20 protein-coding genes are annotated in these 25,601 nt (G+C 38.0%); 10 read left to right on the top strand and 10 right to left on the bottom strand.

All coding sequences use genetic code 11. The annotated features are described in order from the left end of the window. Window positions 1-176: 176 nt before the first annotated feature. The 7 genes from pepT to SJ312_RS02355 all read right to left on the bottom strand — a co-directional run bounded on the left by pepT (window position 177) and on the right by SJ312_RS02355 (window position 9,197). Entirely contained in the window at window positions 177-1,409 is a 1,233-nt protein-coding gene (pepT, locus tag SJ312_RS02385) for a peptidase T (protein ID WP_319866864.1), read from the bottom strand. Between the two features lie 63 nt (window positions 1,410-1,472). Further along, window positions 1,473-3,026 carry an AbgT family transporter gene (locus tag SJ312_RS02380; protein ID WP_004263378.1) on the bottom strand — a complete coding sequence of 518 codons (1,554 nt, stop codon included), beginning with the start codon at window positions 3,024-3,026 and terminating at the stop codon, window positions 1,473-1,475. A 294-nt stretch (window positions 3,027-3,320) separates the two neighbouring features. After that, window positions 3,321-3,728 carry a phosphate-starvation-inducible protein PsiE gene (gene psiE / locus SJ312_RS02375; RefSeq protein ID WP_172412229.1) on the bottom strand — a complete coding sequence of 136 codons (408 nt, stop codon included), beginning with the start codon at window positions 3,726-3,728 and terminating at the stop codon, window positions 3,321-3,323. 183 nt (window positions 3,729-3,911) lie between these two features. Continuing rightward, window positions 3,912-4,325 (bottom strand): GFA family protein, encoded by a 414-nt coding sequence (locus SJ312_RS02370; protein ID WP_094961219.1) that lies wholly within the window; start codon window positions 4,323-4,325, stop codon window positions 3,912-3,914. A 74-nt stretch (window positions 4,326-4,399) separates the two neighbouring features. Then, window positions 4,400-4,669: a hypothetical protein gene (locus SJ312_RS02365; RefSeq protein WP_094961218.1), complete on the bottom strand. Its 270-nt coding sequence runs from the start codon at window positions 4,667-4,669 to the stop codon at window positions 4,400-4,402. A 170-nt stretch (window positions 4,670-4,839) separates the two neighbouring features. Then, entirely contained in the window at window positions 4,840-6,327 is a 1,488-nt protein-coding gene (locus SJ312_RS02360) for a DUF3999 family protein (RefSeq protein ID WP_004263365.1), read from the bottom strand. Beyond that, window positions 6,324-9,197, bottom strand: a complete 2,874-nt coding sequence (locus SJ312_RS02355; RefSeq protein WP_319866860.1) for a DUF2339 domain-containing protein — start codon at window positions 9,195-9,197, stop codon at window positions 6,324-6,326. The genes SJ312_RS02360 and SJ312_RS02355 overlap by 4 nt, the downstream gene beginning before the upstream one ends. 583 nt (window positions 9,198-9,780) lie before the next feature. On the opposite strand from SJ312_RS02355, the gene SJ312_RS02350 reads away from it, so the two are divergent. After that, window positions 9,781-10,704: an AEC family transporter gene (locus tag SJ312_RS02350; RefSeq protein WP_110591574.1), complete on the top strand. Its 924-nt coding sequence runs from the start codon at window positions 9,781-9,783 to the stop codon at window positions 10,702-10,704. Window positions 10,705-10,866: 162 nt separating this feature from the next. After that, window positions 10,867-11,844: a class II fructose-bisphosphatase gene (gene glpX / locus SJ312_RS02345; protein ID WP_405030019.1), complete on the top strand. Its 978-nt coding sequence runs from the start codon at window positions 10,867-10,869 to the stop codon at window positions 11,842-11,844. 75 nt (window positions 11,845-11,919) lie between these two features. On the opposite strand, the gene dtpA is transcribed toward glpX, so the two are convergent. Then, window positions 11,920-13,386 (bottom strand): dipeptide/tripeptide permease DtpA, encoded by a 1,467-nt coding sequence (dtpA, locus tag SJ312_RS02340; protein WP_004263350.1) that lies wholly within the window; start codon window positions 13,384-13,386, stop codon window positions 11,920-11,922. Between the two features lie 946 nt (window positions 13,387-14,332). Between dtpA and SJ312_RS02335 the strand changes: the two genes are divergently transcribed. Beyond that, on the top strand, window positions 14,333-15,361 hold the full coding sequence (locus tag SJ312_RS02335) for a tetratricopeptide repeat protein (RefSeq protein WP_094961214.1): 1,029 nt from the start codon (window positions 14,333-14,335) through the stop codon (window positions 15,359-15,361). Window positions 15,362-15,474: 113 nt separating this feature from the next. Here SJ312_RS02335 and dpiA read toward each other — a convergent pair whose 3' ends face one another. Beyond that, window positions 15,475-16,155, bottom strand: coding sequence for a two-component response regulator DpiA (dpiA, locus tag SJ312_RS02330; protein WP_004263346.1), 681 nt, complete (start codon window positions 16,153-16,155; stop codon window positions 15,475-15,477). Window position 16,156: 1 nt separating this feature from the next. After that, complete coding sequence (dpiB, locus tag SJ312_RS02325; protein WP_094961213.1) at window positions 16,157-17,785, bottom strand: sensor histidine kinase DpiB; 1,629 nt, start codon at window positions 17,783-17,785, stop codon at window positions 16,157-16,159. 368 nt (window positions 17,786-18,153) lie between these two features. Here dpiB and citC point away from each other — a divergent pair, with 368 nt between their 5' ends. The 7 genes from citC to SJ312_RS02290 all read left to right on the top strand — a co-directional run bounded on the left by citC (window position 18,154) and on the right by SJ312_RS02290 (window position 25,057). Beyond that, on the top strand, window positions 18,154-19,230 hold the full coding sequence (citC, locus tag SJ312_RS02320; protein ID WP_164560979.1) for a [citrate (pro-3S)-lyase] ligase: 1,077 nt from the start codon (window positions 18,154-18,156) through the stop codon (window positions 19,228-19,230). After that, window positions 19,227-19,523 (top strand): citrate lyase acyl carrier protein, encoded by a 297-nt coding sequence (citD, locus tag SJ312_RS02315; protein WP_004255457.1) that lies wholly within the window; start codon window positions 19,227-19,229, stop codon window positions 19,521-19,523. Before citC ends, citD begins: the two co-directional genes overlap by 4 nt. Then, entirely contained in the window at window positions 19,523-20,419 is an 897-nt protein-coding gene (gene citE / locus SJ312_RS02310; RefSeq protein ID WP_004255459.1) for a citrate (pro-3S)-lyase subunit beta, read from the top strand. Before citD ends, citE begins: the two co-directional genes overlap by 1 nt. 10 nt (window positions 20,420-20,429) lie before the next feature. Further along, a complete protein-coding gene (citF, locus tag SJ312_RS02305) occupies window positions 20,430-21,956 on the top strand; it encodes a citrate lyase subunit alpha (protein ID WP_096865105.1) in 1,527 nt (508 codons plus the stop codon). A gap of 2 nt (window positions 21,957-21,958) precedes the next feature. Next, complete coding sequence (gene citX, locus SJ312_RS02300; protein WP_110591571.1) at window positions 21,959-22,498, top strand: citrate lyase holo-[acyl-carrier protein] synthase; 540 nt, start codon at window positions 21,959-21,961, stop codon at window positions 22,496-22,498. Further along, window positions 22,485-23,366, top strand: a complete 882-nt coding sequence (citG, locus tag SJ312_RS02295) for a triphosphoribosyl-dephospho-CoA synthase CitG (RefSeq protein WP_110591570.1) — start codon at window positions 22,485-22,487, stop codon at window positions 23,364-23,366. The genes citX and citG overlap by 14 nt, the downstream gene beginning before the upstream one ends. 257 nt (window positions 23,367-23,623) lie before the next feature. Beyond that, window positions 23,624-25,057 carry an anion permease gene (locus SJ312_RS02290; protein ID WP_094961208.1) on the top strand — a complete coding sequence of 478 codons (1,434 nt, stop codon included), beginning with the start codon at window positions 23,624-23,626 and terminating at the stop codon, window positions 25,055-25,057. The last annotated feature ends 544 nt before the right edge of the window (window positions 25,058-25,601 follow it).

Raw genomic sequence — 25,601 nt, 5'->3', positions numbered from 1 at the left:
TTAAACCTAATAGTGAAAAATAATAAATGAATAAATAAAAAAGTCATATACACTTTTTTATTTATTTTTGTTTTATTAAAAATAAATAAATTATAATTTACATGAATGAATTATGGGTATTAATAATTAAAGGCCACTTTATTGAGTGGCCTTTATATTAAGAATAAAATGATATGTTATTTTTTTCCAACTAAACGACAAATGGTTTCTGATACTAAGTAGCTTTTCTCAAAAGAGCTGATTGGTAAAAACTCAAAACATGAGTGGAAATTAAGTGCACCAGTAAAATAATTTGGGGTTAAGATACCTCTTGCTGATAAAGCAGAGCCATCCGTACCACCGCGCATTGGGATCACCTTAGGTTCAACCTCTTGAATTTTCAATGCATCAAAAATTAAATCAATCGCTGTACGGTCATCTCCTAATGAGTCGCTAATATTGCTATACACATCTACAATGTTGCACTCAATTTTTGCATGCGGATGACGCGCTTTTATTAATTCAATCGCTTGTTTTATAAAGTGTTTTCGAGCTGAAAAACTATGACGGTCAAAATCACGGATCGCCATTTTAATTTTAGCATTATCAGGATTTGCTATTAAATCTGTCACATAAAAGTAGCCTTCGCGATGCTCTGTATGTTCTGGGGTATCAAAACGATCAAAGCAACCAATAAAATCATGAGCTACGCGAATAGGATTCAATAATACATTCTTAGCTGACATAGGATGTGCGGTAATACCTTTAATTGAAACTTCAATAGAAGCAGCATTAAACGTTTCGTACACAACCTCACCAAGAGCACAACAGTCAATGGTATAAGCAAAATCAACGTTAAAACGGGATAAATCCATAATTTTAGAACCGCGTAGGCCAATTTCTTCGTCGGGTACAAACGCAACGTAGATATCCCCACAATCAAAATCGGCATATTGCAGCTTATTCATTAATTCCATGACAACCGTTACAGCGGCTTTATTATCTGCGCCAAGTACGCTAGTTCCATCACTAAAAATAATCTCTTCACCGATATAAGGTGCAGCTTCAGGGTGCTCATCTGATTTAAACCAAATATTTTCTTTTTCATTTAAACATAAATCTTTGCCTTCATATCTTAAGGTTTGAGGCTTAACGATGGGAGATAACCCAACATCAACAGTATCTAAATGAGTCACAAAACCTATTTTTGGCGCTGAAGGCTTATTGCCTGGGCGCATTGCATATAAGATGGCATGGTCATCGATATAAACATCTTTCAAACCATAACTTTCAAGCTCTTGCGCTAATAATTTTGCCAGCTCACGTTGCCCTTCTGTGCTTGGAACAACCGTGCTTGCTGCGTCACTTTGGCTTTCAATAGCGAGATAGCGGTAAAAACGCTGCTCTAATTGCTTACCTAATTCGTTCATTTTATATTCCTTGCATTAACTATATTTACCCTACCTATTTAATAGGTAGGGTATTGGCCCTACTTATGGTGCAGGATGCCATGTGTAACCACTGTCGAAACCAATTGGGATATCAAAAGCCCAGAATAAATATAATGTTGAAGTTAAAATAATTAATAGCCCAACGGTGAATGGGATCATCATTGAGCACAATGTTCCTATTCCTGCATTTTTATAGTATTTCTGGCAATACATCAGGATTAACGGATAAAACGGAAACATCGGTGTGCTCACATTCATTGCAGAGTCGCTGACACGAAATGCCGCTTGTGTTAATTCAGGTGAAATTCCGACTGCCATTAGCATAGGCACTAATACTGGCGCCATAATTGCCCATTTTGATGTCGCAGAAGTAATCATAATATTTAAGATAGCCGTTAATAGAATAACGCCAAAAACGGTCATTCCAGATGGCATATCAAGTGTACGTAATAACTCTGCCCCTGAAAGCGCTAATAATGTGCCTAAATTAGAATGTTGGAACGAATATAAAAATTGGGCAGCAAAAAAAGCAAAAACAATAAATGGGATAAGTGACTTAGTAATATTTTCCATTGCCTTGACAACATCTTTTGTTGATGTAAAAGATTTCGTCATATAACCATAAACAATGCCTGGCAAAGCAAAGAAAATAAATAATAAAGGCACAACAATTTGCATGATAGGTGCTTTAGGGCTAGTTAAGCTACCATCAGGCCCACGTAATGGAGAGTTCTCTGGCCATAATAGTGCAAATAATCCGATACCTAAAGCAATTAGTACTAAACCAGAAATACGAAAAGCACGATTCTCAGCAGCAGTAATTTTACCTAAATTTTTTTCAGAATCAGTATCAACTTCGTTTGAACTGATTGGGCAGTTTTTATTTAGCCATGGTTCAACAATCTTCTCAGTGATAAACCAACAGGTAAAAATAACCCCGAATGTACCACCCAAACTAAAGAAATAGTTACATAAAACATTTACGCTATAACCCGGCGCTAGCATTTGTGCAGCATCTTGCGTAAAACTTTGCATTATTGGGTCAATAATTGATGGCGTATAGCTTGCAGTAAATCCCCCCGCTAAGCCTGCAAATGCAGCAGCAATCCCAGCTAATGGATGACGACCACTCGCATAAAACATCATTGCTGCAACTGGCATTAAAATGACATAGGCAGAATCTGAAGCAATATGAGAAACAATCCCCACAAACACCACTGTAGGCGTTAACATTCTTGGTGAAATAAACGACAACATTTTTTTCAATGCGGTATTAATGAAACCACTGCTTTCAGCAATACCAATACCTAATGTTGCCACTATCGTGATACCAAGAGGAGGGAAATTAATGAAGTTTTTAACTGCCGCAGTGATAAATAATATGATTTCCTCATACTGAAACATATTAACTATAGCAATTTTTTCTTTTGAAATAGGATGGTAATAACTAAAATCTACGAAAGAAAGCAGATAAGATAAAAACCAACATATAATCAGGGCGTACACAAACAGCATAGTCACATCAGGCATAACATTACCGATGCGCTCGACACGGTTTAAGAACCCTTTTTTCTTGGGAAGTGTTTTTGTTGTCATATTTACAAGCTACTTATGTTATTAGAATAGAAACTTTATAACAGTAAATAACCTATATATAAAAGTAAAATATTTTTGTGATTAGTTTTTACAGGATAAACCAGTTACAAAATAAAATATTAGAATTATTTATATTAATTTTAATTACCAAAAATTACATATCTTAAATTTTATTAACTTATAGATTTAAATGCAGGGTATATCACTTAAGTATTTGACTTCGAGTCTGCGCATACAAAAAAAGGAATAATAATTACACTTTTTTTGTATGCAAGTAAATTACACTAATGTATGTTATTCACGCTTTAATTTTTCAGTATTTGCAATATAAAGTGCAACGACTAGTACCAAAATCGCCCCTGCATGCAACAAAGTTGTCATAGGGTCACTATGATCAACGATAATTAAACGAATAATCGCAGTAATACCAATATAGATAAAATACCTTAACGGGAAATGATAGCCCGACATAAAATATTTTATTATCAAGGCAATAAACTCAAAGTATAAAAAATAAATGACAATGCCTTCTAACAACTCATAGGCCGTCGCCCCTTTTGAGCTACCAAACATTAATGAAGCCATTGTCACCGTTTCTTTAGCTAAAAAGAATACAAGTACGGCAGCGAGTGAGATCAAGCCAATATTTAATATCCATTGTAGTACCCACGCGATATTACTCGCATGACGCATTCCTTTCATACTATTCATTTGTTATTCCTCTGAACAACTTCTAAACCTAGTCATTACCTTAATTGTAAAACAAATTTAAGTCGACCGCATGACAAATAAGAGGTCAATTTAACGAATAGAATCAAAAAATATAGTCTGATCGACTGCCACTGCATTCCTTATTACTTACTATTAAATCTATAGCCACAGAGTTTAATCCGATGATGGGGACATCATTTCCATAATATCTTTCTCTGTCAACATGGGTGTTCTTTCAACAAAGTTATAATATTTGGGCTTACTATCTATGTAAATTTGCATACTCATTTGCGCATCTTTACTCTCTTTAAATAAAGCTGCTGATGCATAATATGTTGAAGGTGTGAGTAAATGATAAAAAAGGTGTGAACCACAATTCTTACAAAATGCACGTTCTCCCCATTGAGATGATGCAAAAATTGACACAGACTCTTGCCCCTCTACCATTAAATCGTTACCACAATCAACACTAAAGCCAGGGCCGCCATTCCATTTTTGACACATTCCACAATGGCATACACTGACATGACTAATATCTTTTGCTGTTGTGATTTTTACAGAACCACACAAACATTGGCCTTGATGCATAGAATTTCCTTTATGTAGGTCGTAGATTTATTACTCAATATACGCATGTTTACAGCAAAAAATTCAGATATGACTTACTTTTCATGTATTCTGAATTGTCGGCCAGTAAAACGTTTATCGTTAACAATATTACGCAACTGAGAACTATCAAGTTCTTTCGCTTCCCGTTCAAACTCTATATCTGCTTCATTTTGGTCTGTATTTTGTAACACATACTCATACGCTACTTTATTGTGCGCTATAATTTCTGTTAATACTGTATTATTCGCAGCTTGAGCCGCTATTGAAAAGCCAGTCAAAATAACGATCATAATAAATATACGAGCTAGTAATGTTTTTTTCATCATTATCTCCTATTCCGTTATGACTGTTTTAGCGCAAATCCCTGTCAGAAAAAACAGGCTATAAGTAAGTGTTCTCATGATTAAGTAAAGAGACGTCAGAACTGTCAATGACGTAAATCGAAACCAAATAGGGTGGTACTATTCCCTATTTGGTTAATACCAATATCTAGTTATAATTCTTCATGATTCGCCTTATCTGTGGAATTGACTTCTCTTAACAAATACCAGCAGAAATATATTAGTACTAATATTCCAACAAATAACAATACCCATAAGGTAATCGTCAGCCAGTTAAAACTACCGTCAACCACTTCCGTTATAGTTAGCCTATCTACACCACCCAACTCAATGATTGTATTATCAAGAAATAGCTGAGGATAATTTGTCATTAACTCATCAACGCTATCTGGTTTCCCTACAAGCTGGCTTGTGGTCAATTCATCAAAACTAGCTTGTTTATTCCCCCAAACAAGTAAATACGGAGCGGGACCTTGCAAATTAAAAATAAGGTTATAAGCATCTCGTTTTCCCGTTAGCCTTGGTGGCTGATCCTCCCAACTCCCTTTGAGAGCTGAGATTCTTACTTTCCCTACCATTTCACCATAGAGCGCTGTGCTCGGATTGCTAATTAAATCACCATCTATTGTTTGATTATATGCAACAATGTTAGTGAGTAATTTCCAGCTTTCACCTCTATCAGATGAATACTCTATTTTTAGTGGGATCACACGGTTTGATTGTTGCAATTGTATTTGTAATTCACTCAGTGGCTGTGCTCTTGGTAATTGATATATTATATGATCTTTTGAAACACCATCATTCGTCATCTCAAAATGAAATAGTTCTTGACGATAAGTTGAATTAAGCACGCTAGAGGTCGCATTGACCTTTAATAAGTCAGGTATAACAATATCTGGACCACTTACTATTACAGCCATAAGATAAGGTGCATTCAATGCCTTTGAGTTGCCATTTAATAACTCAATATTATTGCTTGCAATAGTTTCTGAATTTAACTTCAAATTCATAATCGGCTGATTTGTTGCTATATTTAGCCAATTTTCTTTGTCGTCACTGGCAAAAACAAATACCTTTGCCTGCCATTCTTTCTCGCTTTTAGCCCAGTCTAATACTAGGTTTTTAATTGGCGTATCTTTAGTTTGACTTTGATTTTTCGTTAATAAATAAGCCTGATAAGCCACGTTGTCTTTAACTTGCATACTAGGCAACTCAATTCTATTCACTTTGCCAGGGATAGATTCTACTAATAGATGTTGCTTTTCTCTACGCACATCATCATGGGAGTTAACGCTATCAACCTGAGTGACCAAACGCTGTGGTGTAAAAATGATCTTTTCATTTGAAACGGATTTTTCCGTATCAGAAAATAATACTGAAGGTATTTCATTACCAGTACCATTAAAGACTCGAACATCTTGCAACGTTTTGGGGTACGCTGAGTTCATATACGCATTTACGGGAAGCTCTAACCAGTAAAAAGGAGCCGATGAATCAAGCACATTTATTTCTGAGCCTTGATAAAAACTATAAGGAGTAACCTCTTCTACTGCCTCTGCATTCAAATGACTTGAGAACAATAATGACAATGAGAAGACTGCAATGAGCCTTACTAGTCCTGTATTTTTAATTAAACTCATGGTTGTATCTCCTTTTCAACTTTCCCTTTTGTATCTTTTGGTGGTAATGGCGAAAAATACCCAACAATTAAAATTAATAATGCAACACCAATAAAAGAAATTGCACGAGAAATACCACCTTGCCCGTATATATCAATTAAGAATAACTTGGCAATAACACAAGCAAAAATACCAGCCCCCATAAACCACCAAATTCGATTTTTCTTAATAGAGGCAATAATAATGCAGGCTAAGGCAGCCAGTGCCCAACTGATAGAAAGTACAGTTTGCACTAAGCGTGAATCATAAAGTGTGTCATAGCTCCAATTTAGCTCAGCAAAATCTGCTATTGCACGAATTAAAATACCGTTAAACCAATAAGCAGAAAGTGCAATTGTGACTACTAACAAACTACGTAAAACCCAAAAGTTAACCGCTGTTACTTTACGTATTTTTTGAGAAAGCCCTTTACGTATTAAAACTAACGTAGCGATACTAAATAACCCAGCTTCATCTAATGGATTGATTAACGGTATATAATTCCAAAATGTCAATTTACCATCTTCTAAATTAGCATAGCCGGACAATATAATTAGCCCGATAGCAACAGGAGTCATCGAATACCAATAAATCAGTCCATTACGTTTCATCGGTGGCATTCTATTTTGTTGTAGCCAATAGAGAACAATAACAGTTAGCGTTATGGCCATGACATAAATAAAATATCCCATTTCGTGCATGCCCCAAGGTAAAATGGAGACGAACCAATTTACTTGAGTGGTAATAAATGCAAGAATTAGCCATAAATTGGCGCTATGGAGTATTCTTTGCATCCAACGGTCACGAAGCTTATATGCATGAATAACAAATAAAACAGAACTACCTAAAACAACTGGCCATATGAGAGAACCTTCACCACGCCCCATTGGGTTTTGGTCGTTTAAGAAATCTAAACCAAGATAATAATAACCTGCAATCCATAGAATAGACTGGCAAAGTAGCAAAGGTACCCAATTAATATAGATAGCATATAAACGCCAGAACCAAACTGAAATAACAACCAAGACTAGAATAATAAAGCCTTCAGACTCACGGCTCCATGATAAAATATCAGTAAATAACGGTAACCAGCACAACCAAGTCACCAAACCAATAATTAAGAAACCATAACTAAATAAAGTAAAGTTACTGTCTTCTTTACGACGAATATGGAAAAGCCCACCAGCCATAAAGCAGGCTATTAATAGCACAGGAACCATATAAGTACTACTACGACTCCAATATAAATAAGGATAATCACTTAACAAAGTGATTGCGCTAATAACAATTAATAACGAGCCGATAGCCGCCATTTTTTTCTGGTTTTGCTGTAAACCGAACCAGAGGATTAACAACCCTTCTAATGACCAAATAATCGAGGTCCACTCAAATGTTAGCGCTAATGGAATAGCTAAAGTGATAAACCCAGCACCGATAATAATATTTGCTAACGCCATATTCTTGCCAGCGGATTTATAGCGTTTATGCACTTGTAAACCAGTAATCAGATATAACAAACCTACTATCAGTGAAATAAAGGCTGGCAGTAAACCTTCCCCTTCTGAAATAAAGAATTGAAGTGCAATACTGATAAAAGGAGGGACAAATAGAAGTGTATTATCAACAACCAATTGCTTACTGTGTTCAAAGCGTAGTGAGAATAGCTGTGTTAAGGCATTAAATACCACTAAATTAGCGATAATAAAAAGTTGGCAAGATAAATAATAGTCTGACTGGTAATTATCTAACCCCCATAAAATGGCAACACCATAAGTCATCACCATACCAACTAAATTTAAAGGTCGCCAAGCTTGCCACACACTAATAACTAAGATACCAATTGATAACATCAAATAATAAGAAAATAAAACAACATGGCTTCCACCGCCAGTCGAAAGCAATATAGGTGCTAAATACCCACCTATCGATGCAAGAACAGCTAAACTAATTGTGCGTTGCAATAATGCCAAAGCAATACTTGCCGCGCAAATAAGTAACATAAAAGCAAATGCCATCCCATAAGGCATCATCGTATACAGTTTAAATGCAGCAAAAATAGTAATATACAAGCAACCAATTGCCCCCCCTTGTAAAATCAACCCAAATAATGCCTTTTTATTCCGTAGCCACCAGCCAGTACCTAATAAAGCTAAGCACCCTACTGCGCTGAAGATTAAACGCATTTGAGGTGAAATAATTTCATTTTGCACACTGTAATTCAGCAAATATGCGACACCTAGGAATAACAGTAGGATACCAATTTTAGCAACCGGGTTTCCTTTCATTAACCAACTAAAGAAATGATTGAATATTGATTTATCGTCACTGGCAGTATTTTGCTTTGTCTCAGGTTGATTTTGATTAAACCGATTTGCGTCTACTCGCTGTGCTTGCGTGTTATCAAACCTATTCGGATTGATACTTTCATTACTTAAAGGATGATTAAGGGAATTTTCATGGGTAGTTTGTTCCCTCATGAGAGGCGAGTTTTCTGTATCCGATAAATCATGCTCTTTTTCAACTGGCAGACAAGTCACATGGCTCATTGAGGAAATTTCTTGCTGTTTGTCTTGTTTAGCATCAACACCCGAAAGAGATTCGCTCCCCTCTTGCTCTATGTGCGTATTTTGTATTTCATCTAAACCTGATTGGGAAGACGTCACACTATCGACAGATATACTTGGCGTGTATTTAGCGTTTAAAAGCTGGGCTTCTAATGAAGAAACCTTCTGATTTAACAGCGAAATTTGGTACTGCATCCGACCTGTTCGATTGATGGCAATGATAGCAAGTATCGGAGCTAGCACTAGCAGGAAAACGAATACAAGTCCTATTAGTATCCAAGTGTCCACAAATAGGTTTCCTCATAAAAAAATTCACAATTTAGAATCTGGAAAATAAAGGCTGTGATTACTGCTAGTGTAGATAGCATTGATCCCCTTGCCAACCAAATGTAATAAACTGTTACAAAATAATTCATTACATCCTGCTTTAGGTATACTTCTGGTAAAAGAAACAATACCTTTCTTTGATGATTTATTAATACTCTCATTAGTCATTTTAGTAACTAAGAAAACCCTTAATCATCGTTTAATGATTATTTCGCTCATAAAAAACAAACAATTGATTAAGCGCCTATATTTTTTGATGTTCTGTTTTTGATACTCATAATAGTACTAATAAAATTTTATTAGTACTATTATTTTTATTATGTTATGTATACAACACCTTTAACATCAATATATTAATCTAATAATTACTATCCTTAAATGATTATAGTTATTTAAAATTACATTAATTAGTTTCTTTATTAAACATTGCTAAAAACATATGTTCTTTAATTTAAATAAAAGTAACCACAAGGGAAAATATTAACTGTCATTTTACTGACTTTTATAAAGCAAAACCTACCAAAAAATATCAGGAGAGTTTTTAATGCTAATTCACATTATACTTGCCGCTTTAGGGCCCATAGTTCTTGGATTAGCCGTTGGTTGGCTATCGGGTAAATATGGGTTTATCAAACGAGAGTATTCCCAAGCCTTTGCTGACTTTGTGGTTAAAATAGCATTACCGTTTGCATTATTTCTTGCAGCCGCACAAGCACCGCCTTCAGTATTACTCAATATTGACTATTTATTAGCGCTAGCCGTAGGACTAATTGCAACGTATGTGATTGGTTTTATTTTTGGTAAGTTTATTTTTCGCCACACTAAAAAAGATGCGGCTATGCAAGCACTATCGGTGTCTTTTCCTGATATGGCCTACTGTGGGCCACCTGTATTACTTGCAACTGTCGGGTCATCAGGCTTGATAGCTATGGTATTAGGTAACCTGATTTATACCGTTATTATTATCCCATTTACTCTATTAATGATCAGCGGATCACAGCAAGGTAACAGTATCTTAAAATCAGTTGCTAAAGCCATTGCTCAACCCTTAGTTTTTCTCCCGATTCTAGGCGCAATACTCGCTATTTTAGGTGTTAAATTACCTGAAATATTACAAAACTCGGTAAACGAATTGGGCAAAACCGCGGGCGGAGTCGCTCTATTCTTCCTTGGTCTGCTCCTTTCAGGGATCAAACTTACAATTAGTAAGGAAATTATATTTAACGTCTTTATTAAAAATTTTGTTCAAGCCGCACTCATTTTAGGCACTGGACTCGCCTTAGGTTTACAAGATGATTTACTTAAAGCCGCGTTTATCATTGGTGTACTACCCACGGCGACCGCAGTTCCCGCATTGGCTATTAGCAACCAAGCCTACACTGAAACCTCAGCAGGAACCGTGTTATTAAGTACATTAGCCGCATTAATTTCGATTATCGGTGGTATCACTATCGTCGAAATGCTTTAATTATCAAATAAATAGTCGCCTATATTTAGGCGACTATTTCATTATGGCGCCAAATTCTCTGATGATTTAATCACCCATTATTTGCCAGACAGATCACAAAAAACGTATCATAGTGATAGGTACTTTTCTTTTATACATCTGGGATATGAACAAAAAATGAAAATTAGTGATGAGTTAGCTTCTGCTATCGCTTCCGTTACCGAGGTTGCAGCAGTGGCTGCCTTCGATTGGGTGGGAAAACAAGATAAAAATGCCGCAGATAAAGCCGCTGTAGAAGCGATGAGAAATCGCCTAAATGAAATTGATTTTCACGGTAAAATTGTCATTGGTGAAGGTGAAATCGACGACGCTCCCATGTTATATATTGGCGAACAAGTTGGCAAAAAATCAGGTTCTATTGGCTTAGATATTGCGGTAGATCCTATCGATGGAACACGTATGGTAGCGTGTAATGAAAAAAATGCCATTGCCGTACTTGCCGCGGCTCCAACAGGAACACTACTTCAAGCACCTGATATGTATATGGAAAAACTTGTTGTTGGGGCTGCCGCTAAAGGGGCCGTTCATCTGGCAAATCCCCTAGAAAAAAATTTAGAATTCCTTTCTTCTGCACTTAATAAACCCATTTCAAATCTTTCAATCGCAGTGCTTGATAAACCTCGCCATCAACATATTATTAAAACTATCCGTAGTTTTGGTGCTAATGTGATTACCATCCCTGATGGTGATGTCCTCGCCTCATTACTTACTATCCTTCCTGAACATCCCATTGATATGATGTATGGAACTGGCGGCGCTCCTGAAGGCATTATCAGTGCAGCTATCGCTCGTGCTTTAGGCGGTGATATGCAAGCAAGACTAATTTCGCGAGATAAAGCCAAAGGAAATAGCGAAGAAAACAAACAACTCGCGGCACAAGAAATATTGCGCTGTCAACAAATGGGGTTAGAAATTGGTGAAGTGCTATCTTTAGACCAGATGGTGAGTACTTCTGATGTCATATTTGCCGCCACAGCTATCACACCAACCATCTTGATGGATGGTGTATCAATAGATGCGTACAGCCGTATTTCAAATACCATTTTGGTTAATGGTAGTGACCGCTCGCTAAAACTGATTAATAATCGCTATTTTAATTAATACGTCTATTACCGTATGTCACATATATCAAAAGGGCTTTTTAGCCCTTTTGATTACTGCGATTTAAGATGAAAATTAACGCTCAAGAGTCATACGATTTAACATCGGAGCGGTTAAAACCATCACAATTGCAATCACACCAGTCACTAAACCAATCTTCAAGAATACGTCACTGTACACAGCCAAAGATTCGACTTTGCTGGTAAGTTCACCTTCTGGTGCTGCTGCCATTGAAGCAACGTACCCTGCAATAAATGCGGCCGCTGAGTTTGTTAAGAACCATGCGCCCATAATAAAGCCCATTAAACGCTGTGGAACCAACTGAGCTACCATCGCAAGACCAAGGCCTGAGATCATCAGCTCACCAATACTTTGGAAACCGTAACAAATAACCAGCCATTCAACAGAAACAATCCCCGCTTCATTTGCAAATTTTGCACCTAATGGCAAAACTAAGAATGCAGCAGAACATAACAACATACCAATCGCGAATTTATGTGGCATTGGTAAGTTATCGCCCATTTTATTATAAATCGCGGCTAAAATTGGGCTTCCAATCATGATCCATAATGGATTCAGAGCTTGGTATTGTGCGGGTTCAATAGAAAAGCCAAAAACCTCATGCTCTACGTTATGTAATGCAAAGAAGTTTAATGATGTCGGCATTTGACTATAAAGAACGAAGAATACTATCGCTTCAAGCATTAAAATTAATGCAACAATCATTCGACGGCGAGCCGTACCTTTCAGTGCTAATGTTTCTTTGATAAAGATAACTAGAATACCCAAAGAAATAATCGCTAATGCTGTACGAGCGATACCGAGGTTATGCAATAGCCATGTAGAAATCGCGATTAATGCAATAACCCCTGCTACTGTAGCAACTAATCTTGAAAGAACAACAGGAGCAAAGTCAGGTTTTGAGCCATGTTGAGAAACCCATTTTTTACACATATAGAAGTTAATCAATGTGATAATCAGGCCCACAACACTAAGAGAGAACGCGACATCCCAACCATAATGTTTTGCTAACCATGGCGTTGCAATCATTGAGAAGAATGAACCAATATTAACGGACATATAATACATGGTAAATGCGCCGTCTAACCGTGGGTCATCTTTTTCATAGCAGGTCGATAAGAGTGATGATGGATTCGCTTTAAATAAACCATTACCAACTGCAATGGTTGCTAAACCAACATAGACCATCGATACATCATGCCCTGAGAAAGCAACAAATGCATACCCTGCAATCAGAGTGATTGTTCCAAGGACAATGACACGTTTTGTTCCAAGAACTTTATCCCCTAACCAACCGCCAACTGCAACAAAGCCATAAACTAATGCTGCAAACGCTGAGAAAAGTGTAATTGATTCTGTTTCTGACATACCCAGCACTTGGCTTAGGTATATTGGAAGGATCCCTTGAAGACCGTAGTAACCAAAACGTTCCCAGAGCTCGATAGAAAAAATAAGATAGAATGAGCGAGGTTGCTTAAACGCGTTAAGACTAACTTCCTCTTTATTATTTGTTGTGGACACAAGTTACCTCTAGTACAACCTGTACATATGCAAAAAAACCACGGAACGCTCTATGCGCTCTCGCATTGTTATGATCTCAAGAATTCAAAGTTGAAAAGATTCACTTTTGGTAGGAGGAGTATCATTCCCTGACCTCAAAACAAACAAAACTGTGTGTAGACTTGTTTATGGATCTCAAACATAAATTCAATGAGTTAAAGCATATTTGATTATTTATTCAACATTAACTGACAGATAACCCGCCAAGAACCCAATAATCAATTAAGCCATATACGTTATTTATGCACCAAAATTAAAGAATTAGCTAGTATTAATTACTGCTTGAATTGAATTTAATCGTGATTTGCTTCAATTTTTTACAAAATTGCCAAATTATTATCGATTACTAATTAGTCATTTGTTTATTAAATGTTAAGAATATTATTCTATAGTGAAACTATAACGCCCTATTTATAACCCTATGATTTATTGCTGTAAGCATTATGGGAAACTAAAAATATCCATAACAAATGAGCACTTTTTTCTTTTATGATAAGAAAGGATTTAGAGAATAGCAGCTGAATAGACATTCAAACTGGAATTTTGGATAAAAAAAAGCCCAGTAACAAACTGGGCATAATGCATTCTACTCAAGGATCTTTTGCTAAATTCAAACTATCACTACGTAGGTGCATTATTACATTACTTCGTGTAAAGAAATGAATGATGAGGGTAAATATATGAATGTTTACGCAAGCAAACAGTATATAGATACTAATAAGACTGGCTAAGAAGGAAAAAAGTTCATCTTTTTTTAAAATTTTTATCTGTTCTTTGCCCAATGTGCTAATAGCAATAATTAACCATTTGATTTATTAGAATTAATATAAAATATCTTTCATATCATTGCAGGAACTTATCTAACAAGATAACGTAGCCATTAAGAGCTTAGTCCAAAGGATGTCATGTGAAAAAAATATTTTTATTGTGTTTTGTCTTTATTAACGTATTTTTCCTCCCTGCTTTTGCAGAAGAAACAACGCCACTAATAAATGAAAAAACGCTAATTGCACTTGCGGAACAAGGCCAAGCCGAAGCTCAATTTAACTTAGGAATGTTTTATCAGTCTCATCAACAGTTTGACCAAGCTTTACATTGGTACCTTCTTTCTGCCAATCAAGGCTTTACAAAAGCACAAATTAACCTTGGCCTGATGTACCAGCAAGGAACTGGGGTAGAGCTAGATGAAAAACAAATGCTGCATTGGATGAAAATAGCAGCCGAAAGTGGTGACCCTATTGGCCAGATGAATATGGCCGAATATACCTTATATGGCATCAATGATTTATTAGAGAAAAACCCAGAAGAAGCTGAACGGTGGCTAAAAAAAGCGGCTGAACAACATTTTCAACCTGCGATGCTCACCCTCGCCTATTGGTATGAAGAGGGAAAAGCTATCACAAAAGCCCCGCAAAAAGCCCAAAAAATATATCTTGCTCTTGCGGAAGAAAACCATCCACAAGCGCTGTATTTATTAGGCTACCAAGCAGCAGTAGGTATGTATGACAAGGTAAACTACCCTCTCGCGTTTCAATATTTTACCCGTGCCGCAGAATTGGGCTTTTCCCCCGCTCAAAACAGCTTAGGTATGTTGTACTTAACTGGACAAGGTACCAAAAAAGATATCCAATCAGCTATAAAGTGGCTAACCCTAGCTGCTGAACAAGGTGAAGCTTCAGCTCAATTTAATGTCGCGCTTATCTATGCGCGCGGCGATGGTATCAAAGCCGACCAAGCAAAAGCCTGTCACTGGTTTATCAAAGCCGCTCAGCAAAATAGTGCCGATGCGCAATATGCAGCAGGAGCTTGCTACCAATATGGTATGGGTGTTGAGGCCGATGATAAAAAAGCCCTACGCTGGTATCAACTCGCAGCCGCTAAAGGCCATGAGCGGGCTGAAAAGAAAGTGTTAATTTTAAAAAACCAGCAGCAATAAACTCTATTTTTCCAACTTACTGTTGTACCACTGATATAAGTAAGATACAGAAAATCTGCATTGTTTATAACCAATGCAGAGCTTCTATCGATATATACTATTAATTCAAACACTCACAACTTGGCGCGGTAAATCCGTTGCGGTCGGCCAACTTTGCCATACTCAATTTCGGCTTCAATTTTATCTTTTGCTAAACAATACTCCAAATAACGTCTCGCGGTAGTACGACTGAGTTTGATGGTTTCAGCAATACTTTCCGCCGTATATTGCACATCAGGTTCAGTAAACAACGCGAGTATTTTTTCAAGTGTAATGATATCAATACCTGTTGGAAGTTCTTCCTTTGATTCCCCTCTCGCATAAGTATTAAACATATCGTCAATTTTACTTTGATTGGTTTTGCTATTTTCCTGTACAACAGATTTACGTTGAATATATCTATCCAATGTTTGGCCTAAACGTTCATAAGCAATTGGCTTCACTAAATAGTCAAAAACGCCTAAACGAATAGCTTCAGAGACTGTGTCCATATCACTTGCGGCCGTCGTAAATACAATGTCTGCATTATTTCTTTCTTGTATTAACTCATGAACTAGGTCAATGCCTTTTCCATCAGGTAAATAGTTGTCTAACAAGATAAGATCTGGCTTCATGTATTCAATCATTTTTCTCGCTTCCGCAAGATTACCTGCAAGCCAAACTTTGTCACATGCAGGATAGGCTTTTATATATTCGCTGTGCATTTCGGCAAGCAGCAACTCATCTTCCACTATGAGGATTTTTATCTTGATCATTTTATATCTTCACTTTCGGAATAAAAATTGAAAATACTGTACCATGCGGTTGATTTTCTTCAATAATCACTGCACCATTACAGCGTTTAACATAAGATGCAACGAGATATAACCCGATACCATGACTATCTGCTATATCTGTTTTCGTTGTGACACCACGCTCAAACCATTTGTCTTGAATTTCTGACGGGAAACCACATCCCTGATCAGCGACTTCAATGACAATCTCCTTTCCTTCATCTGAAAGGTATAACTCAACTTGCTTATTACCCTGATTATTTTTCAAACTTGCTTCAAATGCATTATCGAGTAGATTACCCAAAATGGCACAAAATTCAGTACTATTTAATGAATCAGGTAATTCATGTAACTGACTACCCGCAGTAAATTTTAATTGTAAGCCTAGTTCTTTGGCTCGGTGGTGTTTACCAAATAATAAACCAGCAACTTGCTTATCAAAAAACTGTCCACGGAGTGTATCAATTAATTGTTGCTGAGATTCTGACTCCCCTTTAATTAGCGCCAACGCTTGGTCATATTCTTTCATTTGCAATAAACCGCTTAATGTTGACATCCAATTAAGGTGCTCGTGCCGTAACGTACGTAAACTTTCTATATATTGGCGAACTTGAGTCAACTGAGAGTTTAGCGATTCAATATCATTTTGGCTACGAAAGCTAATGACCGCCCCCACAAGATGTTCCCCATCACGAATGGCCACCCGGTTTGCAATCACGTTTAGGCCATTAAATTCGCAAATCACATCATGTTTAGTCGTTTCAATATCGGTAATAAAAAAGTCGGCTGGCGAGATATGCTCCGACACAAAAGTCCCTGTTAACTGCCCCAGCGGCTTGCTTAGAGATAACATTTTCCGGGCATTAGAGTTAATATTAATAATCTGCCCTTGTATATTCACTGCGATAACACCTTCAAAAACAGCTTCAAATATCCCTTTTTGTACTAAGACTAATTGGGTTATTTCCTCAGGTTCCATACCCAACATTTGTTTTTGAATTAAACGTGAAAATGCCCATGATAAGAAGAGCAATATAATCAGTATCCCTAAAAAAGTGGCTCCTGTTTGTACAAATAACTCACTGAGTGATGTTTCTATTTTGTTGGATAGATAGCCAATAGAAACAACACCGATCACTTTACCTTGCTCATCAAAAATGGGTGTTTTTGCTCTAACAGCATTCCCCATTGAACCTTCGCCATTGATAAAATAGCTTTCCCCTTTCTCTAAGGCTCCTGGTTTGTTCCACTGCATTTGAAAACCAATTTTTTGACTATTTGGGTGATACAAACGAATCGAATTTTCATCACCAATAACAACATAATCGTAGTTAGAATCTTGGTTTAGTTTGTCAGCAATAACCTTCAACCCAGGAATATCTCTATACTTTACGGATTGAACAACACCATCAATAGAAGCAATCAGCTTTGCTTGGCTCATTGCTAACGATTGAATGTTCGCAATCAATCGATTTTCAGCTGTGTCCGTAAAATATTTACCCAGCCCGAGAGTTAAAAAAACAGAAACTATTAATAACAGAAAAAATACTCGTACTGAAAATGAAACTGAATTTACTTTTTTCAATGAGGAGAACGTATATTCTTTTTTCATGTTATATCTCGTTACTGGCTGAAAAGTAAAAATTTTGTTAACTCAAAAATGGTAGGATAACCGATAAATCGGATTCAAGCCAAAGATATAATACACATATTAATAATTAAACACATTAAAACCAAGCAATAAAAAACATATTCAATAATTAAAAACTTTAAAACCATTAAACAAATACAATCTCATTTGAGAAATATGAAATAGGTCAAATATATTAAATACAGTATCTTTAATATAAATATCAGAGAGGGTAATTAAATAAAAATTTATATTTGTTTTTATAAAAACAACCTAAGAGAATTTATTTAATTAACTTTAACATTAGCAACATTTTAAAAACATCTCTAAATGAGATGCAGGATACTATTATGTTCGAAAACATAACGTTTAACCAAGTAAAACGTCATGAGAACAGGAAACTTGCTGAAATAACTCAGTTTTTAAAGGAAAACGATTTAGAACTTGATTCAAGTATTGACGTTTTCATTACGATTTCTCGCAATGAAAAATTAATTGCGTGTGGAGGATTAGCAAAAAATGTTATTAAATGCGTTGCTATTAGCGATGATGCTCGAGGTGAAGGCCTTGCATTAAAATTAGCAACAGAACTGGTTAATCTTGCTTACGAAAATAATACAACTCATTTATTTATTTATACCAAATTTCAAAATGAAAGCTTATTCCAACAATGTGGTTTTCATACCATTGCCACAGTTCCTGATATTATGGTATTGATGGAAAATAGTTGCTGTTATCTAAAACGTTATATCGAAAGTTTAAAAGCACAACGTAAGGAAGGAAAAAAAATTGGCTCAATCGTTATGAATGCCAACCCCTTCACTCTTGGGCATCGTTATTTAATAGAGCAAGCTGCGAAGGCCTGTGATTGGCTACATCTATTCGTTGTCAAAGAAGATACCTCACGTTTTCCTTATAAAGTTAGATTAAATTTAATTGAAGCAGGAACCAAAGGAATAGAAAATCTTACTATTCATAAAGGTTCGGAATATATTATTTCTCGAGCGACTTTTCCTTGTTACTTTATTAAAGATAAAACAGTTGCTAATAACTGTTATACCGAAATCGATATTAAGATTTTTCGTCAATATATTGCCCCTGCTTTAGGGATAACCCATCGATTCGTAGGCTCGGAACCTTTTTGCCAAGTCACCAACCAATATAACCAAGACATGCGCTTTTGGTTAAAAACCGATGCTATGAATTTTCCACCTATAGAACTCATTGAATTTCCGCGAACAATCATCAATGGAACGGCTGTTTCTGCCTCACAAGTTAGACGATTGCTCGCTAAAAAAGATCTTGCGGCGATTAAGCCGATTGTGCCTGAGGCAACCTATCAATATTTACAAGAGATGGTCGCCAATCAAGTCGCATCTGCTCAAAGCCACACCGAAAGTTCTGAATTAGCCATAGGTGAAATATGAAGATAAAGCACGCAGCAGTAGCTGGCACACTTGAATCAAGTGATGTCATGGTTCGCATAGAGCCACTAGAAGACACTCAAGAGGTCTCAATACAAATTACCAGTAGTGTTGAAAAACAGTTTGGGGATGCTATCGCAAAAATCGTACAAGAAGTTATCCAGCAACATGATATTCAAGGGGCACAAATCATTGTAGATGATAAAGGTGCACTAGAATGCGTACTCAAAGCCCGCTTAGAAGCCTTATTAGCTCGCGCTTGTGATATCGACTATCTGCCTTGGGAGGACAAGTAATGACTCCAGAACAAAAATCACGCACACGCAGAAGTATGCTGTTTGTTCCCGGCTCCAATGCAGCTATGTTGAGCAATTCCTTTATTTATAAAGCGGATGCTTTAATGTTCGACCTTGAGGACTCCGTCACTTTGCGCGAAAAAGATACGGCTCGTCGCTTGGTTTACCATGCATTGCAGCACCCGCTTTATCAAGATATTGAAACCATTGTACGGGTCAATGCATTAGATTCCGCTTTTGGTGTTGCTGACCTTGAAGCCGTTGTTCGCGGTGGTGCGGATATCGTCCGCCTTCCTAAAACGGATACGGCACAAGATGTTATTGATATTGAAAGTGAAATCTTGCGTATAGAAAAAAGCTGTGGCCGCGAAGAAGGCAGCACAGGTTTGCTAGCCGCTATTGAATCACCAATGGGCATCACTCAAGCTGTGAATATTGCTCATTCATCACCAAGACTTATAGGCATCGCATTAGGTGCCGAGGACTATGTCCGCAATTTGCGCACCGAGCGGTCTCCAGACGGCGTAGAACTCCTCTATGCTCGGTGCGCCATTTTACAAGCCGCTCGATCAGCAGGTATTCAAGCGTTTGATACCGTTTATTCTGATGCTAATAATGAAGAAGGTTTCCTACGCGAAGCCGCTCACATTAAACAGCTCGGCTTTGATGGCAAATCATTAATTAACCCAAGACAAATTGAGTTACTTCATAATTTATATGCACCAACTCAAAAAGAAGTCGACCATGCACAGCGTGTTGTTGAAGCCGCTGATGCCGCAGCCCTTGAAGGTAAAGGTGTGGTTTCATTGAACGGAAAAATGGTCGATGGCCCAGTTATTGACAGAGCTCGCCTCGTATTATCACGAGCAGCATTATCAGGAATTCGGGAAGAGTGAGGCAATAAAAATGACAAATAATACTCAGCGCCAGGCTCGCGTATCAGCCTACTTACAACCAAATACTGACGATGTACTACGTGAATTTAAAGATATTGGTAAAGTACAACAGCAGGTACAAAAGCCGAGAAATCGCAAATTGTGTGATGACTTGCAAGTCGCTATTCGCCGTTCTGGTCTTAAAGACGGTATGACCATTTCTTTCCATCACGCCTTTCGTGGTGGAGACCTTACGGTCAATATGGTGATGCAAGTCATTGCAGAGATGGGCTTTCGCAACTTAACACTTGCATCCAGTTCATTAAGTGCTTGCCATTCACCACTTGTTGAACATATTCGTCATGGGGTTATTCGTAAAATTTATACCTCTGGTATCCGAGGCCCGCTCGCTGAAGCCATTTCACGTGGTGAGTTAGAAGAACCCGTACAAATCCATTCACATGGTGGAAGAGCCAATCTAATTCATAGCGGTGAACTAGTTATTGATGTGGCATTTATTGGCGTGCCATCATGTGATGAATACGGTAATGCAAACGGATATACCGGAACGGCCTGCTGTGGCTCTTTAGGTTATGCCAAAATTGACGCTGAAACTGCGAAAAAAGTGGTGATGTTAACGGAAGAGATACTCGATTACCCCCATAACCCATCCAGTATTAAACAAGATGAAGTCGATTATATCGTCAAAGTTAAACGCGTGGGTGATGCGGATAAAATCGGGGCAGATGCAACTCGTATGACATCGAACCCTCGTGAACTTCTGATTGCGCGTACCGCAGCGGATGTTATCGAAAAATCCGGTTATTTCAAAGATGGTTTCTCATTACAAACCGGTACTGGTGGCGCCTCTTTGGCCGTTACTCGCTTCCTTGAAGATAAAATGAGACGCCATAACATTCAAGCTGGTTTCGCACTTGGCGGTATTACCTCAACTATCGTTGATTTACATGAAAAAGGGTTAATTCGCAAATTATTAGATGTTCAAAGCTTTGATAAAGCGGCAGCTGAATCACTTGCTCGCAACCCGAATCATATTGAAATCAGTGCTAACCAATATGCCTGTTTTGATTCGAAAGGTGCTTCCGTTGATATGCTTGATGTCGTCGTACTCAGTGCGTTAGAAATCGATACACGCTTTAATGTCAATGTGTTAACAGGGTCTGACGGTGTTATTCGTGGTGCATCTGGAGGTCATAGTGATACTGCTGTAGCCTCAAAACTGTCAATTATTGTTGCTCCGCTTGTCCGAGGACGTATTCCAACGTTAGTGGATGAAGTTCTCACTTGTGTTACACCAGGTTCCAGTGTCGATATTCTTGTCACTGACCATGGTATTACGGTTAACCCTGCACGCCCTGAATTAAAACAGCAACTTGAAAGCCAAGGTATTAAAACCGTTTCAATGAGCTGGTTAAGAGAGCGAGCACAATTATTAACCGGTACTCCTAACCCAATTGAATTTACAGATAAAGCTGTTGCGGTTGTCCGTTATCGTGATGGTTCAATCATTGATGTTGTTCATCAAGTGAAGGAGTAAATATGTTTTACCCACTGCCTGATACTCAAGAGCAATTTGAAATTTCTTTACCTGAACTGTTGGATAGCCGTGATGCCCGTCAGGCTCGCCAACAAGCATGGATTGGTCTCCATCAGGTAACCTTGATTTCATTTACTGTCGTTTTTCCTGGAGCTGTCAAAGACAATTCTCTTGTTAGACATGTGTTTAATCAGGGCTTAAATGCGCTTGAACAAATTGCTTCATGCGGGCAGTGGGTGTTTTTATCACAACAATCTTGGGCATTCAAAACGGGGCCGGAATGCTTGGTCGCCGTTGATGGTGATGCTATCGAGATAAAAAAAGCGTTAATTCACCTAGAAGGATCGTCTGCTGTTGGTCGGTTATGGGATTTTGATGTGTTTGATGCGAATGGACAGCAATATTCGCGATCTCAATTAAATTTTCCACCAAGACGATGCTTAATTTGTGAAAATGAAGCAAAAGTTTGTGCTCGTCAACGGACACATTCATTGGTTGAGATACTTGATCGTATCGAGGAGTTAGCAAATGCAACCTATTAAACAACTCAGCCATATCAATGAAAAATTAACTCGCTATTACAGCCAATTAGCATGGCAAGCGATGTTGGCCGAAGTGAATTTAACCCCTAAGCCCGGGTTAGTTGATAAACACAATACCGGTGCCCATAAAGATATGGCACTGACTGACTTTCATTTAAGTGCCAATGCCATCGCGACACATTTTCCACGATTTTTACAGGCAGGCGCTCAATATAAAAATTGCCCTATAGCGCAGCTATTACCTTACATTCGCCCTATTGGTATGGATTGCGAAAGGTCGATGTTCCGTGCAACAAAAGGCGTTAATACCCATAAAGGCAGTATTTTTTCCTTAGGTTTAGTCTTAACCGCAATAGGCCGTTTGATTGCACAACAACAATGTGTCTCACCGGAAAATGTCAGCTTATTGGTTGCTAGTATGTGTAAGGGAATTACCAATGAACTTAAACAAAAAACCGAAAAACCCACCGCAGGCCAGCGTTTATATCAGAGCCATGGGCTAACCGGTGCAAGAGGTGAAGCCGAAGGCGGTTACTCGTTAGTAATCAAACATTCACTTCCTTATTATTTACAGCAACTCGCTAAAGGCAAACTAGCCGATATTGCCCTACTTGATACCTTGATTCTATTAATGAGCCTGAATGACGATACGAATATTGTCAACCGTGGGGGTGTCAACGGCTTAGCATGGGTAAAACAACGGGCGGAACAGTTATTAATTGCTGGTATCAATACCTGTGATGACTTAGTTAAAGTTAAACATTTTGATAATGAATGTATTCAGCTAAATGTGAGCCCAGGGGGAAGTGCAGACTTATTAATTCTAACTTGGTTCTTTGCGCGATTACCCAATCATTCTTTTATTTAACATTAAGTGATTTTTTAATACTAATAAAATAGGAATAATTTAAAAAATAAAACAATTTAACCAAATAAAAACCAATTAACTATTTAACTAAATTATATACCTTAGGGTGAATTACTAATGAAGAATTAAAATCATTTTATTCACTCAAGATACAGCCATATTTAAAATATCGTCACTTTAACAAATTCCTAATATTAAAGTTCATTCAATTTAATATTAAATAAATTTAATATTGATTTAATCAAGGAAATTGGCTTATGCAAAAAGAAAAAATATGGAAGCTATTCGTGTTAATAGCCATTCCAATTATTATTGCTTTAATACCAACACCAGCGGGTCTACCACATATTGCGTGGTTGCTATTCGGTCTTTATCTTGCCGCCATTGTTGGGCTGGTACTTAAACCATATTCAGAGCCTGTTATTTTATTAGCCACGATTGCTGCAAGTGCGGTAATTATTGGGGTAACGGGTACTAAAGATGTCAAAGCAAGCGAAGTTTTAAGCGGATATGCATCCGGTACGACATGGCTTGTATTTGCTGCATTTACTCTGAGTGCTGCCTTTGTTATTACTGGTTTAGGTAAACGCCTTTCTTATATTTTGATTGGTAAATTAGGCGGTACAACATTAGGGCTTGGTTATGTAACCGCAATCCTTGATTTAATTATCGCTCCTGCGACGCCATCGAATACAGCACGTGCTGGGGGAATTGTTTTCCCAATTATCAATAGTGTGGCCGTTGCTTTAGGGTCTGATCCAGAAAAAAGCCCACGTAAAGCAGGTCACTACCTCCTCGTCAACGTGTATATGGTGACCAAAACCACCAGCTATATGTTCTTGACAGCAATGGCGCCGAATGCACTCGCCCTTGCCATGATGAGTGACATTATGGGCATCCATTTAAGTTGGGGCGGATGGGCACTTGCCGCCTCTGTACCGGGTTTAATCATGCTGATTTTGACGCCGTTAATGATCTACAAACTGTATCCGCCTGAGTTGAAAAAGGTGAATAACAAAGAGATCGCAGCCAAAGGCCTTGAAGATTTAGGTCCAATGACTATGCGTGAAAAATTGCTGGGGATTGTCTTTGTTATCGCGCTGTGCGGCTGGATTTTCTCTGACCTTATCGGTGTTAGCGCGTCTAGCGTCGCGATTGCGGTCATGGCATTAACCCTGATCCTCGGTGTTGTAACTTGGGATGACGTACTGAAGAATAAAGGCGGCTGGAATACCCTGATTTGGTACGGTGGTATTATCAGTATGTCAGGCGTACTCACAAAAGCAGGCTTCTTCAAGTGGCTCGCAGATACCATGAGCCAATACCTTTCTTTCGGTGACCAAGCGATGCTGGCCTTCTTTGTCATCATGTTCATCAGTGTTGCCATTCGCTACTTATTCGCCTCTGGTGGTGCCTACGTTGCAGCCATGGTGCCGGTATTTGCCACTGTAGGTATGGTTGCAGGGGCTCCTCCGATGTTGCTCGCTCTGGGCTTACTGTTCTCGAATGCTTATGGCGGAAGCGTAACGCACTATGGCGGTGCAGCAGCACCTATCGTATTCGGTGCAGGTTATAACGATATCCGTTCTTGGTGGATCATCGGCGGGTTAGTTGCCTTCATTAGTTTATTTGTTCACATGACTATCGGTTTAGGTTGGTGGGAAATTTTAATTAGTACTGGATTAATTTAATTCTTCGTCAATAAACCGACACGACGGGCACAATCATGATTGTGCCCTATTTAACAACAAAATTATTAATTTCTCGCTGTTCCAGAGTTATTTGCAGTCTTGGCGCTATAACGTGAACTTTATTGGAGCAACCTTAATTCAGACTTAAGTTTACCCTAATAATATGAGTTAGGTTTACCGTAATAATACTTGACGGGTTTAACCTAATCGAATTCATAGGGTTACCTAATAATATTAAGTCAGTTTACCCTAAATAGTTCGCGTTGTAGCAAGGCGGCAAAACGAAGACATCCCATGGAGCATACATCAGTATGTGACTCGGGGGGCTGAGTGCAGCCAACACAGCTACAGCGTCATACTTAACAGGTATTCCTAGATATATCTAGCGGGTTTACCCTAAATAGTTCGCGTTGTAGCAAGGCGGCAAAACGAAGGTATCCCAAGGAGCATACATCAGTATGTGACTTGGGGGGCTGAGTGCAGCCAACACAGCTACAGCGTCATACTTAACAGGTATTCCTAGATATATCTAGCGGGTTTACCC

It is taken from the genome of Providencia sp. CIM-Carb-044 (assembly GCF_033901115.1).
GTDB classification, from domain to species: Bacteria; Pseudomonadota; Gammaproteobacteria; order Enterobacterales; family Enterobacteriaceae; genus Providencia; species Providencia hangzhouensis.
This window is presented reverse-complemented; position numbering and strand designations above follow the sequence as displayed.